This window comes from Geovibrio sp. ADMFC3 (assembly GCF_054687035.1).
The window spans coordinates 2,383,634-2,400,580 of the sequence record NZ_BAAFZG010000002.1; the positions used below are offsets into that span (position 1 = coordinate 2,383,634).

Consider the following 16,947-nt stretch of genomic DNA (forward strand, 5'->3'; position numbering starts at 1 on the left):
AAGCAGCAAGGAGCTTCGCTCCGCAGGCTGCGTGCGATAAAAAACTACAGGATGTAAGTTTTTTTGAGCAGTTTGATGTTGATATAAATGAGGAAAATATAATGGCAAAATTCGATGTAGGCGGTCAGGCGGTTATTGAGGGTGTTATGATGCGTGCCCCAAGCAGATTTGTGATCGCTGTCAGGAAACCTGACGACAATATAATAATTAAAAAACAGGATGTCAGTCTCGATAGGAACAAATGGCTGAAAAAACCTGTTCTCCGTGGATTGATAGCTCTTTATGACGCTTTGGTTCTCGGTATAAAAGCTCTTAACTTCAGTGCGTATCATTCCTCCGGCGAGGGTGAGGAGCAGGTCAGCAAAACAGGCATGTTTTTCAGCATGGTCGGCGGTCTCGGTCTCGGTCTACTTCTGTTTGTTTATCTTCCTCTGCTGCTGACGGATTTAAGTAGGCATATCCTTCCCGCTGTGGAAACATCGTCCCTTCTGTATAACGCCATAGACGGTGTTATCAGGGTTATTTTCTTTGTGCTGTATGTGTGGATAATCTCATTTTTCAAGGATATTCAGCGGGTTTTTCAGTATCACGGAGCGGAACACAAGGTTATATACACCTTTGAAGCCGGTCAGGATCTCACTGTTGAAAATGCCCGTAAGATGGGAAGACTCCACCCCAGATGCGGAACAAGCTTTATCATCATTGTTATGGCGGTATGCATCCTTTCTTTTTCGCTCATACCGAATGATTCGCATTTTCTTATAAAGCTCGGCGCAAGGATCGTTTTTATCCCCCTTATCGCCGGAATATCGTACGAAATACTGAAATTCAGCGGACGCCATTGCGGCAATCCGTTGCTTAAAATATTTATAACTCCCGGACTTTGGGTACAGAAAATTACCACCAGAGAACCGGACGATAAACAGCTTGAAATAGCCATCATCTCCCTCAAGGCAGCCCTTGATCAGGAGCTGCCGGAGAATGTAGAGATTGTATAACAGCCCCAATGAAGGGGCTGCGCCGTGCGAAGTGAAGCCTTGTTTTGCAAGGTGCGAACGTGTGCCTTAATCTGATAGGACGTGCAGATTAAGGCTGTAAGTTGAGGTTGTATAAGCTGCAACACATAAATTCACCGCAGAAGATGCGGGCTTAAAATATATTCAGGAATAAACAATGTTCGACAAACTGGAAGAAGTAGTCATCAGGTATGAAGATCTCACCCGTAAAGTAAATGATCCCTCTGCGGCAAAGGATCCCAAAGCGTTTCAGAAACTCGCCAAAGAGCATTCGGAGCTTAGGGGAGTTGTTGAGAAATATGAAGAGTATAAAGCTGTTAAGGCATCCATAGCCGAAGCGAAAAGCATTCTTGAAACCTCAAATGATTCTGACCTCCGTGAGCTTGCGGAGATGGAGATAGAAGAAGGCAGAGACAAACTCGAAACCTTGGGTGAAGAGCTTAAACTATTGCTGGTTAAGAAAGATCCTTACGATGAAAAGAATATATACGTGGAAGTCCGTGCAGGAACAGGCGGTGATGAGGCTTCTCTGTTTGCGGCGGCTCTTTTCCGTATGTACAGCAGATATGCCGAAAATCAGCGCTGGAAAACAGAGCTTATTGACTTCAACGAAACCGGAGTAGGCGGATACAAAGAAGTCGTTTTCATGGTTAAGGGAAAAGGCGCATACAGCCGCTTGAAATATGAATCCGGCGGTCACAGAGTACAGCGTATCCCTGAAACGGAATCCGGCGGGCGTATACACACTTCCGCCTGTACTGTTGCTGTTCTGCCGGAGGCTGAGGATGTTGAGATAGATGTTAACCCAGCCGATATTAAGGTGGATGTTTACCGTGCCAGCGGAGCGGGCGGACAGCACGTCAATACAACCGACTCCGCAGTGCGTATGACTCACGTTCCCACGGGAATTGTTGTTACCTGTCAGGATGAAAGAAGCCAGATTAAAAACCGTGAGAAGGCACTTAAGCATCTTAAGTCCAAGATACTTGAGATCGAAATCCGCAAACAGGCTGATGAACGTGCTGAAAGCAGAAAGCTTCAGGTAGGTTCCGGTGACAGAAGTGAAAGAATCAGGACATATAACTACCCCCAGAACAGAGTTACCGACCACCGTATAAATGTAACCTCATACAGCCTTGACCGCTTTATGGAAGGGGAGATGGACGACATTCTTGACGCACTCTTCTCCTTTGATCAGGCAGAGCGTTTGAAAGAGGCCGGGCTTTAGAACAACCTCAGTAATTAACTGGTTTTGAGTATAAATAAAGAAGCGGGGCTTCGATAACAGCCCCGTTTCAAATATTAAAACCTGTAGCCTACCTGAACTCCTATTGTTCTCGGTTCAGCCGCAAGAAAAAGGTTATATTCTTCTACCGTTTCGGTAAAATATTCTTTATCAAACAGATTTCTTGCGTAAACATATGCTTCAAATCCGCTTTCAGTTTCCCAACCTATTTTAGCATTTACAAGAGTAATTTCATCTCGCTTAAAATGGTCTGAATTATTTTTGCTGAAATAGGTCTTGCCGAATCTGTGAATATCTGTCATGGCAAAGATTCCTGCTTTATTACGGTACTTTATACCTAAATCTGCAGTATAAGCAGGAGTATTGGTCATGTGGTTTCCGTTATAGTTTTCCAGGCCGCTTCCCATGTTTTCTTTATAATCATCGTATTTTGCTTCTATGATTCCCAGACTTCCGAACATGTGAATTTCTCTGGTGAGTCTGGCAGCAAAATCAGCTTCAACCCCCTGAGCATGCGCTTTACCGGCATTTGAAACCACAAATTTCATTGGGGCAGCTTCTTCTGATATTTGTAAGTCTTTGTATTTGCTATAGAAAAGATTAGTATTGAACATTAGTTTGCCATCCATAGCAGTTGACTTAAAGCCAATTTCGTAGTCTATGGATTTTTGCTCATCGAATGCTGCAAATTCTTTATTTGTTTCTGTATAGTTGAAACCGCCCGGCATATAACCCTGTGAGGCAGAAAAATAAAGGAGCAGGTTTTTGCTGTATTTATATTCCAATGCCGTTTTGCCAAGTACGGCGTTCCATGAACCATCTATGTCATAATTCTCTGAGGTTGTATTACTTAAATCATGGTAGGTAACTATGTACCCATGATCCATATCACGTTTGACATATTCATATCTTGAGCCGAGTGTCAGGGTGAGTTCAGGAACAAAAAGCGGTATGCTTACCTCACCGAACGCTGAATAGATTTCACTTTCGATCGAAACAGGATAATCATAAGTTACAACACCGTAACCGTAATATGACATATCAAATGTGTAGCCTGTATTCTTGCGTTTCATGTCTTCTGTTGAAGCAAACAAACCTGTAAGCCATTTAAAGCCGTTTGAATTATCATGTGATGAAAAACGGAATTCCTGAGTGAAGACATCTTCATCAATATTGTCAAATCCTCCGTAAACAGGCTGTCCGAAATACTGCTGAGATTCACTGTGTGTACTTCTGAAAGTGGTTATTGATGTTACGTCGAATGCCGGAGCGGCATAATCAGCCTTAAAAGCAGTGTTATGGGTGTGTGCTTTGAATTCAGGGTTTTTAAAGTCTGTGGTTATATCATATGTTATATTCCTTGTGCCTGATATGTAAGGAGCATTACCGGCGTCTGAATCGCTGTATGAATACTGGAGTGATGCCTTAAATGTTGTATCCTGCCTGTAGACTGTTTTCAGTGATATGTTTTTTGTCTCCAGATTGTTCCAGTCTTTTTCACCACCGGGTGTATGATCCTTCATCCAGCCTTTTGTTTTTTCGTACGAACCTGACATACTGAAAAATAGTTTATCTTCCACCGCAGGTGTGTTTATCCGAAAACCGGCTCCGAATGTGTCATGCTCCTCTGCGTGGGCTGTTACCTTGCCGGAAAATTCGTTGGATGTGTCTTTAGTGATAATATTGAGAACACCTGCCATCGCATTTTTCCCGTACAGAGTTCCCTGTGGTCCGCGCAGAAATTCCACACGCTCAACATTTCCGAAATCAGCACTGAGACCGAAACGGGATTCCTGCGGGATTCCGTCAATATTCACTACAACCGGACTCCGCTCTGTAAGTACAGACATGCCGAACATGCCGAGCCCTCTGTAATTAAATGAACCTCCGTCCAGTCTTCCGGAGCTAAGAAACATAAGATTAGGTATGTACAGTGAAAGATCTGATATCTTGTTTATATTGTAGTCTTCAATATCTGTTTCATTGATTACAGACATTGGTATTGCTGTCTTCTGTGCATTTCCTTCGCGCTTTTCCGCTGTCACTGTCACATCATCCAGCTGATAAATTTCATTATCGGCATATACAGCTCCGGTAAAAACAAATAAAAAAGCTGCAAGGGTTAAAGCTCTCATCAAACATTACCTCCGAAAAAAAGTTAGGGAAGTATAAGATGAGAAGATGACTTAAACTACCTCGCTTCAAACTTAAAATATACGAAAAGCTATATAATTTTACTCTGAGCCTCTGAAATAAGGTTTCCGGCGTTGGCTTTATATGTTTGAGTCAGAAACTGACCGGGTGTGATGCCGTAGTGTCTGCTGAAAAGCTTTATAAAATGACTGACATTTGTATATCCGAGATCCCATGCTGTGTCACTTACGCTGTATCTGCCGCTTTTCAGCATAAGTTTTGCTTTTTCCATACGTTTTGTGTTTATGAATCCATAAACCGTTGTTCCGAACATTTCTCTGAAGCCCTTCTGAAGTTTTGAAGGATTAAGGCCTGTTGCTTTTGAGAGTTTTGCCACTGTGAGGGGGGATATGAGGTTTTCAGTAATGAGCTTTCCTGCGGTCATCACTGAACGCAGTTCATATGGGCGGAGAAATTTTTGCTGTTTGGAAGTATCACCATGTGCAATGCTTTTAAAAACCAGAGTTATTATGTCGTAAAGAATTGAAACTTTTTGGATTTTAGGTGAAGATTTTTCAGTATCAAGTTGGGTCAGTTCGTCCAATCCTGCTAACATTTCCTTTGTTAAAAATTGTTTAGCAAGAAAAAGTCTGTTCTTTGATTTGCTGATTATTCCTTCAAAAAAATGTTCAAGTTCATAGCATCCGGAAGTTAGTTCTTTGAAATAGTCAGGATCAACAAAAATATTTATAACTTTGTATCCATTTTTTTTATCAGTTACTGATACGCCTGAACAACCTGGTACGTATGCAACACTGCATTCTCCCTGATTCAAGCGGTATTCGTAGAGTTTTCCGTTTTTCTTTAAAGTTGTAACCGATGAGCCTGAAAGACAGAAAAGAAACTCAAGGGGGCAGCTTGATGTATTAAATCTGGTTTTAAGCATTTTACCTGAAGGCACATCAAGAGAACAGTAACTTATGCCTGGAACAAGAGAGTGCTGTATAATATACCCTGAAAGTTCTGAGGCTTTTATGTCAATGACTGCACTGTTTATTTCAGAACCTGACTGCCCCAGACTCACTGATATTCTGCTGCTCATTATAGACCTGCGGAAATTTAGTTTATTCTAACTATTTTAGCTATAAAAATGCAGATGTCAAATTAAAAAAAAGGGGCAGCATATAGCCGCTCCCCTTTTTATTACAGTAAAACCTGACAGGTTTTGAAAGTTATCAGAAGTAGTAGGCTGCTCCGATTCCCAGAGTGCGCCCCTTTGAAGGCATACCTATGACAACCTGATCGCCGTCAACAGCGGATACTCCGTAATACCAGCCGAAAAGGTCATAGCGTTCATCCAGAAGATTATCTCCCCATGCGTAGATCTCAAAGCCGCCGTTCATTATCCCTATGCGGGCATCAAGTTTGTGGTATGAATCAAACTCGAAATTATCGGCGGGGTCGCCTGCACGGCTGCCCACATATCTGTCTGTGACTTTTGAGAAGAACACAGGTTCTTTCATTCCGAGGAATGAGGGCAGCTCGTGAAAGTACGATACAGACAAGGTTCCATTCCATTCAGGGGTATCGGGGACTTTGTTGCCTTCTTCCGCCCCTGATGTGCTGCTTGCGGGCACTGATTTTATTTCTGTGTCAGTATATCCCAAGCCGGCATTAATGAGAAATCTGCCGAGTTTGGCATATCCTTCAAGCTCAATACCTTTTGACTCTGTATCAAAGTTTTCAACATCGCTGGCATTTATTGTATAATTGTAAACAAGAACGTGATCATCCTTGTTGTCATTATAGAATACTGAACCGTTAAGTCCGAATCTGCGGTCTGCTGATTCATATTTGAAGCCCAGCTCATAGCTATCCACTTCTGTTTCATCATAGTAGCGGTCTTCCCTTGTTCCGGTAATGAAGCCGGTTGCCCATTCGTTAAAACCCGCAGTTTTATGTCCTCTGGCGTAAACACCATATATATTGACAGTTTTTGTGAGTTCGTAACTGAGAGCCGCACGCCCTGTCATGTAGTCGTCGTCAATTTCACCCTTGTCGGAAGCTGTACGCACGGGGTTGGGGTTGGATGGATTGGCTGCCCAATCTGCATCATATTCCTTTTTCTCCCAGGTGTATCTCAAACCGCCGGTGAGTTTGAGCTTTTCAGTGACGGGGTAGGTCATCTCGCCGAAAACACCCTGACTGCGGGTTTTGAAGTTTACATCCATTTCAGCGTTAAAGGTGTACGTTGGCTGAAACGTACTCCATGCGTCTTTATTTATAAGATCTCTGTCCATATAGTAGTAGCTGAAACCCGTCACCCAGAATATTTTATCCTTTGGTTTGGAGGAAAGGCGGAATTCCTGTGTGAAGGCAGTGCTTTGGTTTACCACAGTTCTGCTGCCGTCTCCGGTTACTCCTCTCAGTTTTCTGAAGAGTATGCCGTCATAGAGAAACTGCTTCTCGTTTGATTCCACATCAGTATAGCCGGTTATTGAAGTGAATACTGCCTTGGCGAATCTATGGTTTATTTCAAGTGAATATCTGTTTGTGTCCTTATCCGCATCTGATGCGCCTTCAGGTATGTCAACTTCCTGCTTGTCGTCATAGGGCATCATGACTCTGAATTCCGGTCTGTTGTTTACCTCTTCGTAGCCTGCAATAAGCGTGACATCCGTCTTTGATGATGGCTTCCAGAGAAGGGTTCCCCGCACAGCCATATCTTCAGGTTCGCTTACAGGTTTGTTTGTGCCGTAATAATGTATCTGGTTGTCATATCCTGAGTAGCGTGCTGCGAGCCTTGCGCTTAATTTATCAGCAAGAGGGCCGCTTACTGCGCCTTCAGTGAAGAATGTATCATCCTCGCCGTATTCTCCTCGGATGTATCCTTCAAACTCTTTGGTGGGTTTTTTGCTGATTATGTTTATTGCGCCGGACTGGCTGTTGCGCCCCATAAGAGTTCCCTGCGGTCCCTTGAGAACTTCCACACGTTCAATATCCATGGTGCTTAACGTTGCTGTTCCCGCATTATTCGGAACACCGTCAATATTGATTATTACAGATGTATCATCAGGGCTGACCTGCTGGAGCGAACCAACGCCGCGCATGCGTACAATTCTTGTATTAACGCCTCCGTATGTGCTTGTTTCAACACCGGTTGTCTGTTTGAGCATGTCCTCAAAGTTTTTTATGCCTCTGTTTGTTATTTCGCTGCCGTCTATCACAGAAAGGCTGAATGGAACATCTTTTGGCGATTCTTCCGCTTTTCTTGCGGTTACTGTGACATTGTCAAGAAAGATGGAATTTTCATCATTTTTCTTTTCTGCCGCATAAACATGTGCGGGTAAAATAACCGCTGCGGCGAGTATTGTGCCTAATAATTTTTTTTTGAACATAAAATATAACCTCTCCCGAAAATTGATTTTATTTCAGTTTTGCATCTAAACTGATAGTTAATTGGTTATAATAAAGTTAGATAATTATAAGATACGGGATGTTGAGGGACTACCTGAGAAGGGATTTAAAATATACGAAAAATTAAGTCAGGCTGTGTCTGGCGTTTGCTATTAACTTCGATGCTGACAGATTTCGCTGCTCGGAAAGCATTTTTCCGGGAGTTATTCCGTGTTGTCTCCTGAAAAGCTCAATAAAATGACTGACATTTGTATATCCGAGATCCCATGCGGCGTCGCTGACGCTGTACTTGCCGTTTTCAAGCATCAGTTTTGCTTTTTCCATACGCTTTTCTGTTACAAATTTGTTGACAGTTGTACCGAAAACCTCTTTAAAACCGTTTTTCAGCTTGAACATGTTAAGCCCTGTCGCTTTTGAAAGGGAGGGCAGGGAAGGCGGACTGGAAAGGTTTTCCGCTATTATTTTTCCTGCATTAAGGATAAGTTCCACATCCTCCGGCTGAAGAATATTTTTGGGTTTATACAGTTTGCCGGAGTTCAGGTTCTCCACAGTGGACATTATTATTTCATAAAGCTTTGACATATCGAGATTTCTGTATGAAAAACCCGATGCCTTTGTATTGACAAGTTCCTGAAGAATCCTAAGAATATTCTTTGTCATGACTCCTTTATGCAGGAAGACAGTATCATTTGATAAATCAGTAAGTTCAGCCAGAAAGCGTTCTGCCTGCGGATGTCCGAAGGAGTGATTACGCAGCCTCGCTGGAACCACAAACATATTAACCGCACGGTATCTTTTCCGGGTGTCAACAGTAGAGTTTCCTGTAGCATAAGGCAGGTAAGTGATGCTGCATTCCCCCTGACTTAATTTATATTCGTAGGTCAGTCCGTTCTTTGTGATTGAAAATACCATTGAACCGCCGAGGCAGAATATGAAGCCTACAGAACTGTTAGAAGTCTGAAAACTGGTTGTGAGATTTTCCCCTGCGGGTACATCCATGGCGAAATAGCCTATTTCCGGAGTGAAGAGATACTCACCGGCATATTTCAGATAAGGCGAGGAAGCCGGACGTACAGAATTTTTATCTGTGTTATTAACAGCTTCGTTCACAGTGGTGGATATTTCATTAAGCATAGCTAATACCGTTGTTTTGCACTTCTAACTATCTTAGTATTTATTTACAAAAGAGTCAATTTGATATATTACTCATTTTTTGTAAAAGTGAATTCCTTGCTATGTACGGCTCTTTAGGGTACAAATCAGTCATTAAGCGGAGCTTTTTTGATGATTACAGTTTCAACTCTTTTAAGAGAGATTTTAAACATTATACCCAACCGTTCAGATGCGATGGATATCACGGCATTTCTTCTTGATGTGGAATACGAGCGCATTCCCCTCCTTTTATCGGAAAAAATCTGCTTCGATGAAAAGGCAGAAGCGGTTATTTCAAAGCTTAAAGACGGTGTACCGCCGGCTTACATAACAAACCGCCGGTATTTTTACGGGCGTGAGTTTTATGTGAACGAAAGTGTCCTGATTCCGAGGTTTGAAACAGAAATTCTTGTGGAAAAGGCTATTGAACTTGCGCCCAAAAAGAACCCAAGGGTACTTGATCTCTGCACTGGTTCGGGCTGTATTCTTCTTTCCGTTCTTGCGGAAATGGAGGGTGCCACGGGAACAGGTGTGGATATAAGCCCTGATGCACTTAAAGTGGCGAAGGAAAACAGCAGAAGACTTTCTCTTGAAGACAGAGCGGAGTTTATTCAGGGTGATGTATTGGGTGAACTCCCCTTGCATGGCGGGTTTGATATGGTTTTGTGCAATCCGCCGTATGTTACGGAACAGGAGTATAAAGAGCTTGAAAAAAGTGTTATGTACGAACCTTTTCAGGCTCTGGTGGCAGAAGATGAAGGGCTTGTGTTCTATAAAAAACTGATAGACATAGTGCCTGAATTATGTAATAAAAACTGGGTGGCTCTTGCCGAGATTGGTGCGGGTCAATTCAATGCTCTCAGCAGTATTTTCAGCGGTTTTTCAGCAGGTTCTGAACATCGCTTTTACTGTGATCTGAGCGGGATGAAAAGGGTGCTTTTTTGGAAAAGCTGGTCATAAACGGGGGCAAGCCCCTCAACGGTTCTGTACGCATTGGCGGTGCTAAAAATGCCTGCCTTCCTATTCTCTCCGCAGTAATCCTTGCGGAAGGCTCATACAAAATATCTAATGTTCCCGATTTGAAGGATATAAGAACAATGCTCTCTCTTCTTGGTGAAGTAGGAGTTTCGGCAGAGAGGAAAAACGGTGATATTTTTCTTACCTGCTCTGATGATATGGACAAAATTGTCGCACCCTATGAGCTTGTTAAGACTATGAGGGCGAGTGTTCTGGCGCTTGGTCCTCTCCTTGCCAGAAAAAAGAAAGCGAAAGTTTCTCTCCCCGGCGGATGCGCCATAGGTGAGCGCCCGGTGGATCAGCATATTAAAGCGCTTAAGCTTATGGGTGCTGATATAAATGTTGCCCATGGCTACATAGAAGCCGAATGCGAAAGACTGAAAGGCGCTGAAATTACTTTTGATATGGTTACTGTCACCGGAACAGAGAATATTCTCATGGCTGCCGCTCTTGCGGAAGGTGAAACTGTTCTGTATAACGCAGCACAGGAGCCGGAGGTTGTGGATCTCGCCCGTTTCCTCAAAAAAATGGGGGCGAAAATTGAGGGTGAAGGCACAACCATTATCCGTGTCAAAGGCGTGGAAAAGCTTAACAGTAATGATTATATCGTTATGCCTGACAGGATAGAGGCAGGTACATTCCTTTGTGCTGTTGCCTGCGCAGGCGGAAAAGTTACTCTGGAAAACGCCCCTGTCTCCTCAATGACTGCTATAATAGACAAGTTGGTACAGACCGGTTTAAACATAAAAGTTGTGAATGACTCCACTATAACTGTTGAAAAGAACGGACGGCTGGAGGGAACGGATATTTCCACTCAGCCATATCCGGGCTTTCCCACGGATATGCAGGCGCAGTTCATGTCTGTTATGGCGGCATCACAGGGTGTCTCCGTTATTACAGAGACCATTTTTGAAAACAGGTTTATGCATGTATCCGAACTCAAACGCATGGGGGCGGATATTAAACTCAAGGATAAATCCGCAATTATCAGAGGAGTGGAGAAATTCACCGGCGCCCCGGTTATGGCATCTGATCTCAGGGCGAGCGCAAGCCTCGTCATTGCGGCACTGATGGCGGAGGGCACAAGCGAGATCCTCCGTGTTTATCATCTGGACAGAGGGTACGAGCGTTTTGATGAAAAGCTTTCTCTTCTCGGTGCTGATATTACAAGGACGGCTGAATAATGAACAACGATATAATAACCGTTGCTCTGCCTAAGGGCAGGCTGGCGGATGAAACCATTGAACTTTTTGTGTCTAAGGGCATCACTCAGGAAGGAGTGGTGGACGAGGAGAGCAGAAAGCTTGTTTTCCTTGATGAAAAGCACGGCATGCGTTATATGCTGGTGCGCAACATGGATGTTCCCACTTATGTTGAACACGGTGCAGCGGATCTGGGCATAGTCGGTCTTGACATTGTTAAGGAAACCGCAGCGGATGTTTACGAGTTTATGGATCTCGGCTTCGGCGGGTGCAGACTTTGCGTCGCAGGAGTGAAAGACGGCAACAGCAGATACAGACATGATATGGTTGTCGCTACCAAATACCCGAGAATGACTAAGGATTTTTTTGCTAAGAAAGGCGTTTTTGTAGAAACAATAAAATTATACGGTTCAATTGAGCTTGCCCCCATCGTTGGTCTTTCAGATATGATAGTCGACCTTGTCTCCACGGGGCAGACATTGAAAAAAAACGGGCTTGAGGTCATTGAGACAATGCTTGAATCCACAGCAAGGCTAATCGGAAACAAAAGTATGACCAGACTCAAACACGAGCGCGTTAAAGAAATAATTAAGCGGCTGGGCGGGATATGAATTTTAAAAAGTTTTTTATTAATTTTTTTTTTAGTGTACTCATCTTAACCTTTGCGGCAAACTCATACGCCGCAGTAATAGACCTTGTCAAAATAGAAGGGAACAGGCGTGTTCCTTCCGAAACTTTCCTCAGATATACTGTTAAAGCCGGTGAAGAGTTCGACATGAACAAAGTCAGCGCCTCCATAAAGGAGATTTTTGCCACTGACCTTGTTGTCGATGTTCAGGTGGACATGAGGGTGGACGACGACAAGCTGACTCTTGTCTATATGGTTAAGGAAAAACCCTATGTAAAGAAGGTTTATCTTGAAGGGAACATCAATGTCAGGGAAACTTACATCACCGAAGACATGATTCCGATGGAAGGTCAGATTCTTGACAGAGCTAAGATTGAAGAAAACATAAACAAGATTATAAGCGTTTATCATGACGAAAAATACTACTCAGCCTCCGTTAAGGCTGATATAGAAGACAGAAGCAATAACTCTGTGGATGTTTTCTTCCGTATTGAAGAGGGACCCGAAGCACGAGTATACGATATAGTTTTCTCCGGCAACAGCTTCTATACAGATAAAGAACTTCTTAAGATGCTTTCCACAAAGGAAAAAGGCTTTTTTTCATGGCTCACCGGAAGCGGCAAGCTCAAGCAGGAGCTTCTTGAGGTTGATGTCGAGAAGATCCGCGGCGAATATATGAAGAAAGGCTATATCAAAGTACGTGTCGGCGAGCCTGAAATTAAAGTTAACGATGAAAAGAAGAAGAAACTTACCCTGATTTTTCCCATAGAAGAAGGGGACAGATATAAAATAGACAAAGTCGCATTTGACGGTAATAAACACCGCACAGATAAAGAACTCGAAACTGTCACAGTGCTTAAACCCGGCGAATGGTTTAATGTTGAAGAGTTTCAGAATGATATAAAACGCCTTACTGACCGTTTCACGGAAATAGGATACGCTTTTGCAAACGTTGAACCGGTTACAAAGGAAGACAGTGCCGCAAAAACAGTATCTCTGACTTATAAGGTTGAAGAAAATGTCCTTGTTAAGATCAGCCGTATCAACATAAGAGGTAACGCCGACACTAAAGACAGAGTAATCAGGCGTGAAATGGATATAGCCGAAGGTGATATCTACGACAGCCGCAAAATCAAAAGCTCTAAGAAAAATATAGAATTCACTGACTATTTTGAAGAAGTGCGGCTCGATGAAAAAAGAGTGGACGATTCCTCTGTTGATCTTAATGTCGGTGTTAAGGACAAAAGAACAGGCTTTTTCAGCATAGGTATGGGTTATTCTTCAGTGGATGAGCTGATGTTCATGCTGAGACTTCAGAAGAAAAACCTGTTCGGTTCAGGCTACACCACAGACCTCAAGGCTGAGTTTGCCAGCAAAAGAACTGACTATACCATTTCACTTACCGACCCATGGTTCCTTGACAAACCCATCACTCTGGGTGTGGATCTCTATAAACTGAAAAGAAACTATTATGAATATGATAAGCATAATGACGGTGTGGCACTCAGACTCGGTCACCCTGTAATCGGACGTAAACTTTACGCCACATATAAACTGGCATTTGAAAACGAAGAGATCTCTGATATTGATGATGACGCTTCAAGGTATATTAAGGAGCAGGAAGGAGAGTACACAACAGTAAGTATCACTCCCATACTCAACTTCAGAACAACCAACCACCCCGTTGACCCCACTGAGGGTAATATCTCCAGAATCTATTATAAATATGCCGGCGGACCCCTCGGCGGTGATAACGACTATTACAAAACAGGTGTCGAAACTACTGAATTTATCCCGCTGTGGTGGAAATTCGTAGGAATGCTGCACCTTGAGGGCGGTTATCTTGACTCAAACGGTGAAGGCAGACTTCCTGTTGATGAACGTTTCAGGCTTGGCGGTATCTACAGTGTAAGAGGTTATAAATACGGCGACATATCACCCAAGGATGAAGACGGCTATGACTACGGCGGTAATAAGATGTTCCTCTTTAATGCGGAATTTATCTTCCCCATCGCTGCTGATCAAGGTTTCAAAGGAGCTTTGTTCTATGACGCCGGGCAGGTTAACGACACAGATGAGGATTATCTCAGCGGTGATTTTTATCAGGGTGTGGGTATCGGCTTCCGCTGGTACAGCCCCATCGGACCTATCAGAATCGAATATGGTATCCCCCTTGACCGTGATGACGGCAAAAAGTCCGGCAGATGGGAATTCTCAATGGGCGGTATGTTCTAAGCTCACACAGGTGCGCTTGGGGTGTAGCATGAGTAATGTAAGCAAAGGCATATAAACATATATACAGCCACAAGGATGTGACTGCGCCGTGCGTAGCGAAGGGCAGTGGGCTGCCCGCGAGCGTGTATCACAAATTTCCAGGAGGGAAAATTTGTGATAATCAAATATGGAGGCTATTTTAATGAGTAAACTTACGGCTTTAGTTGTTGCAGCGGTTCTTATGATGTCCGGTACGGCGTTTGCCAAGATTGGTGTCGTCAACTTTCAGAAAGTGCTTAGCACTTCGGATTCGGGCAAATCCGTCTACAGTAAGCTGAAAACCAAAGCAGCAGAGTTTGACACAGAGCTTGAAAAACTCAGCAAAGAGATTACAAAGCTTCAGAACGATTTTGAAAAGCAGGCAAACCTGCTCACTCCTGAAGCCAAAGACAAAAGAACTGCGGAAATCAATAGACTTGTAAGAGAGTTTAACGGCGCTAAAAAGGACTATTCCAACCAGCTCCAGAGAATAGAGGCACGTTATCTTAAGGATATAGAGTCAGAGGTTCTTGACATCACTGAAAAACTTGGAAAAGAACTTGCTTATGAACTCATAGTCGAGTTTCAGCATGCAGGCGTTATGTATTTTTCAGACAAAGTGGATATCACCGACATAGTTATCGAAAGGTATAACAAGGAATGGAACGCAAAAAAATAAGCGGAAAGCTTAAGCTTTCGGAAATTGCCGCAAAACTCGGCGGACGGCTTGAAGGAAAGGATGCTGAAGTTACAGGCATCCGTCCTGTTGACTCTGCTGAAAGCGGATGTGTGTCCTTTCTGTTTGACAAGAAACTGGCGGAGGCTGCTCTCAAAGGGGCAGCTTCCGCTTTTATCATTCCGGAGGGCAATTCATTTGCTGCAGACAGACCGGTAATTTATGTTAAAGAAGCCCGTGCGGCTTTGGCAATTGCCATTGATCTTTTCTATCCGGTTGTGGAAAGAGCAGCAGGTATAAGTGAGAAGGCAAATATTGCCCCTTCTGCCAAGATAGCACTCTCCGCCAGCATTGATGCCGGAGCTACGGTTTCTGAAGATGCTGTAATCGGTGCGGGAACAGTGATTTACCCCAACTCATTCATCGGTTCCGGAACTGTTATAGGCGATAATTGCGTGATTTATCCCAATGTCACGGTTTATCACGGATGCCGCATCGGAAACGGTGTTGTGCTTCATTCCGGCTCTGTTATAGGTGCTGACGGTTTCGGCTATTATCAGGACAAAGGCGTTTCTGTCAAGATACCGCAGGTTGGCGGAGTTGTTCTTGGCAATAATGTGGAAGTAGGATCCAACTCCTGCGTGGACAGAGGGGCTCTTGGTGATACCGTCATCGGTGAAGGCACAAAGATAGATAATCAGGTGCAGATCGGTCATAACACCAGAATCGGCAAGCACTGCATCTTTGTGGGACAGACAGGGATTGCCGGAAGTTGCGAAATAGGTGACTATGTGGTTTTCGGAGCGAGATCAGGAACTAAGGATCATGTCAGGATCGCTTCTAAAACAATTATCGCCGCTCAAGGCGGTGTAGACAGAGATATAGATGAAAGCGGAATATACGGCGGTTTTCCTATTCAGTCGAAGATGAAATGGATGAAAAACAATGCCGCTCTGCTGGAAATATCTGATATAAGAAAGAAAGTTAATGAAATCTCAAGGAGACTTAATGATGGATCTGAGACAGATTCTTGATATTCTTCCCCACCGTTACCCATTCCTCCTTGTAGACAAGGTTCTTGAAATAAGAGAAAACGGAATAACGGCAATAAAAAATGTAACATTCAACGAACCCCACTTTCAGGGGCATTTTCCCGGTTATCCGGTTATGCCCGGAGTGCTGATAGTCGAAGCTCTGGCGCAGGCAGCAGGGATATACGCACTGAACAAACAGGGAGAAACAGGGAAAAACAAATTTTTTCTTTTCATGTCCATAGAAAACGCAAAATTCCGCAAAATCGTTCAGCCGGGCGATACATTGACTCTGAGCTGTGAAGTTCTTAAGGCGAAGAGAGATCTTCTCAAGTCACAATGTGTGGCAACCGTTGATGGTGAAGTTGCCTGCGAGGCTGTTCTTACTGCGGTTATGAGGGAAGTGCAATGATAAGTCCTTTGGCATATGTTGATTCGGGCAGTGAAGTACACGAAACAGCGGAGATTGAACGTGGAGCTTATGTCGGCAAGGGATGCCGCATCGGTGCCGGCGTAAAAATCGGCGTAAATGCTGTTGTTGAGATGCACACCGAAATAGGCGAAGGAACATTAATCTGTGCCAATGCTCATGTGGGCGGAGCGCCGCAGGACACTGGCTACAAAGGCGAAGACACCAAGCTTAAAATCGGGAAAAATTGTGTTATCAGAGAGTTTGCCACAATCCACAGAGCAACGACGAAGGAAAACTGGATCACTCTTGTTGGGGACAACTGCTATCTGATGACCGGTTCTCACATAGCGCACGACTCTGTTGTGGGCAACAACGTTATCTTCACGAACTATTCCTGCACAGCGGGGCATGTTCATGTGGGAGATTTTACGGTGTTCGGCGGTTATGCCGCAGTACATCAGTTCACCAGAATAGGTTCAATGGTTATGCTGGGCAACAGGGCAAGCGTTACTAAGGATGTGCCTCACTTCTGCCTCTTTGCAGACGGCGGAATCCCCGGACTTAATGTCGTGGGGCTGCGCAGAAGAGGAATGACTAGTGAGGCGAGACTTGAATTGAAAAAAGCTCTGCATATATACGGCAATCTTTCAAATTCATGGGAAAGTGTGCCTTCACTCCTGAAGGAACTCACCCAGTTTGATGAAATAAAAATGTTTATTGACTTTATAGAAGCGCCTTCCAAAAGGGGCTTCTCCCGGAGATAA

At 43.8% G+C, this 16,947-nt stretch carries 14 protein-coding genes; 10 read left to right on the top strand and 4 right to left on the bottom strand.

Annotation, left to right across the window (positions count from 1 at the left end; genetic code table 11):
* Window positions 1-101 precede the first annotated feature (101 nt).
* On the top strand, window positions 102-998 hold the full coding sequence (locus tag ACYRYY_RS11695) for a DUF1385 domain-containing protein (RefSeq protein WP_460215790.1): 897 nt from the start codon (window positions 102-104) through the stop codon (window positions 996-998).
* 175 nt (window positions 999-1,173) lie between these two features.
* Window positions 1,174-2,244 carry a peptide chain release factor 1 gene (gene prfA, locus ACYRYY_RS11700; RefSeq protein WP_460215791.1) on the top strand — a complete coding sequence of 357 codons (1,071 nt, stop codon included), beginning with the start codon at window positions 1,174-1,176 and terminating at the stop codon, window positions 2,242-2,244.
* Between the two features lie 74 nt (window positions 2,245-2,318).
* On the opposite strand, the gene ACYRYY_RS11705 is transcribed toward prfA, so the two are convergent.
* From ACYRYY_RS11705 to ACYRYY_RS11720, 4 genes are all read right to left on the bottom strand, one after another.
* Window positions 2,319-4,397: a TonB-dependent receptor gene (locus tag ACYRYY_RS11705; protein WP_460216491.1), complete on the bottom strand. Its 2,079-nt coding sequence runs from the start codon at window positions 4,395-4,397 to the stop codon at window positions 2,319-2,321.
* An 89-nt stretch (window positions 4,398-4,486) separates the two neighbouring features.
* Entirely contained in the window at window positions 4,487-5,497 is a 1,011-nt protein-coding gene (locus ACYRYY_RS11710) for a helix-turn-helix domain-containing protein (protein WP_460215792.1), read from the bottom strand.
* 133 nt (window positions 5,498-5,630) lie between these two features.
* Window positions 5,631-7,793: a TonB-dependent receptor gene (locus ACYRYY_RS11715; RefSeq protein ID WP_460215793.1), complete on the bottom strand. Its 2,163-nt coding sequence runs from the start codon at window positions 7,791-7,793 to the stop codon at window positions 5,631-5,633.
* A 142-nt stretch (window positions 7,794-7,935) separates the two neighbouring features.
* Window positions 7,936-8,946 (bottom strand): helix-turn-helix domain-containing protein, encoded by a 1,011-nt coding sequence (locus ACYRYY_RS11720; protein WP_460215794.1) that lies wholly within the window; start codon window positions 8,944-8,946, stop codon window positions 7,936-7,938.
* Between the two features lie 150 nt (window positions 8,947-9,096).
* Here ACYRYY_RS11720 and prmC point away from each other — a divergent pair, with 150 nt between their 5' ends.
* From prmC to lpxA, 8 genes are all read left to right on the top strand, one after another.
* Entirely contained in the window at window positions 9,097-9,924 is an 828-nt protein-coding gene (prmC, locus tag ACYRYY_RS11725; RefSeq protein WP_460215795.1) for a peptide chain release factor N(5)-glutamine methyltransferase, read from the top strand.
* Complete coding sequence (murA, locus tag ACYRYY_RS11730) at window positions 9,906-11,165, top strand: UDP-N-acetylglucosamine 1-carboxyvinyltransferase (protein ID WP_460215796.1); 1,260 nt, start codon at window positions 9,906-9,908, stop codon at window positions 11,163-11,165. Before prmC ends, murA begins: the two co-directional genes overlap by 19 nt.
* Window positions 11,165-11,794 carry an ATP phosphoribosyltransferase gene (hisG, locus tag ACYRYY_RS11735; RefSeq protein ID WP_460215797.1) on the top strand — a complete coding sequence of 210 codons (630 nt, stop codon included), beginning with the start codon at window positions 11,165-11,167 and terminating at the stop codon, window positions 11,792-11,794. Before murA ends, hisG begins: the two co-directional genes overlap by 1 nt.
* The gene (gene bamA / locus ACYRYY_RS11740; protein WP_460215798.1) at window positions 11,791-14,046 is read left to right on the top strand and encodes an outer membrane protein assembly factor BamA; all 2,256 of its coding nucleotides are present in this window, start codon (window positions 11,791-11,793) and stop codon (window positions 14,044-14,046) included. Before hisG ends, bamA begins: the two co-directional genes overlap by 4 nt.
* A gap of 181 nt (window positions 14,047-14,227) precedes the next feature.
* Window positions 14,228-14,743, top strand: coding sequence for an OmpH/Skp family outer membrane protein (locus tag ACYRYY_RS11745; protein ID WP_460215799.1), 516 nt, complete (start codon window positions 14,228-14,230; stop codon window positions 14,741-14,743).
* On the top strand, window positions 14,725-15,774 hold the full coding sequence (gene lpxD, locus ACYRYY_RS11750; protein ID WP_460215800.1) for a UDP-3-O-(3-hydroxymyristoyl)glucosamine N-acyltransferase: 1,050 nt from the start codon (window positions 14,725-14,727) through the stop codon (window positions 15,772-15,774). The genes ACYRYY_RS11745 and lpxD overlap by 19 nt, the downstream gene beginning before the upstream one ends.
* Window positions 15,749-16,183 carry a 3-hydroxyacyl-ACP dehydratase FabZ gene (fabZ, locus tag ACYRYY_RS11755; protein WP_460215801.1) on the top strand — a complete coding sequence of 145 codons (435 nt, stop codon included), beginning with the start codon at window positions 15,749-15,751 and terminating at the stop codon, window positions 16,181-16,183. Before lpxD ends, fabZ begins: the two co-directional genes overlap by 26 nt.
* Window positions 16,180-16,947, top strand: a complete 768-nt coding sequence (gene lpxA / locus ACYRYY_RS11760) for an acyl-ACP--UDP-N-acetylglucosamine O-acyltransferase (protein ID WP_460215802.1) — start codon at window positions 16,180-16,182, stop codon at window positions 16,945-16,947. Before fabZ ends, lpxA begins: the two co-directional genes overlap by 4 nt.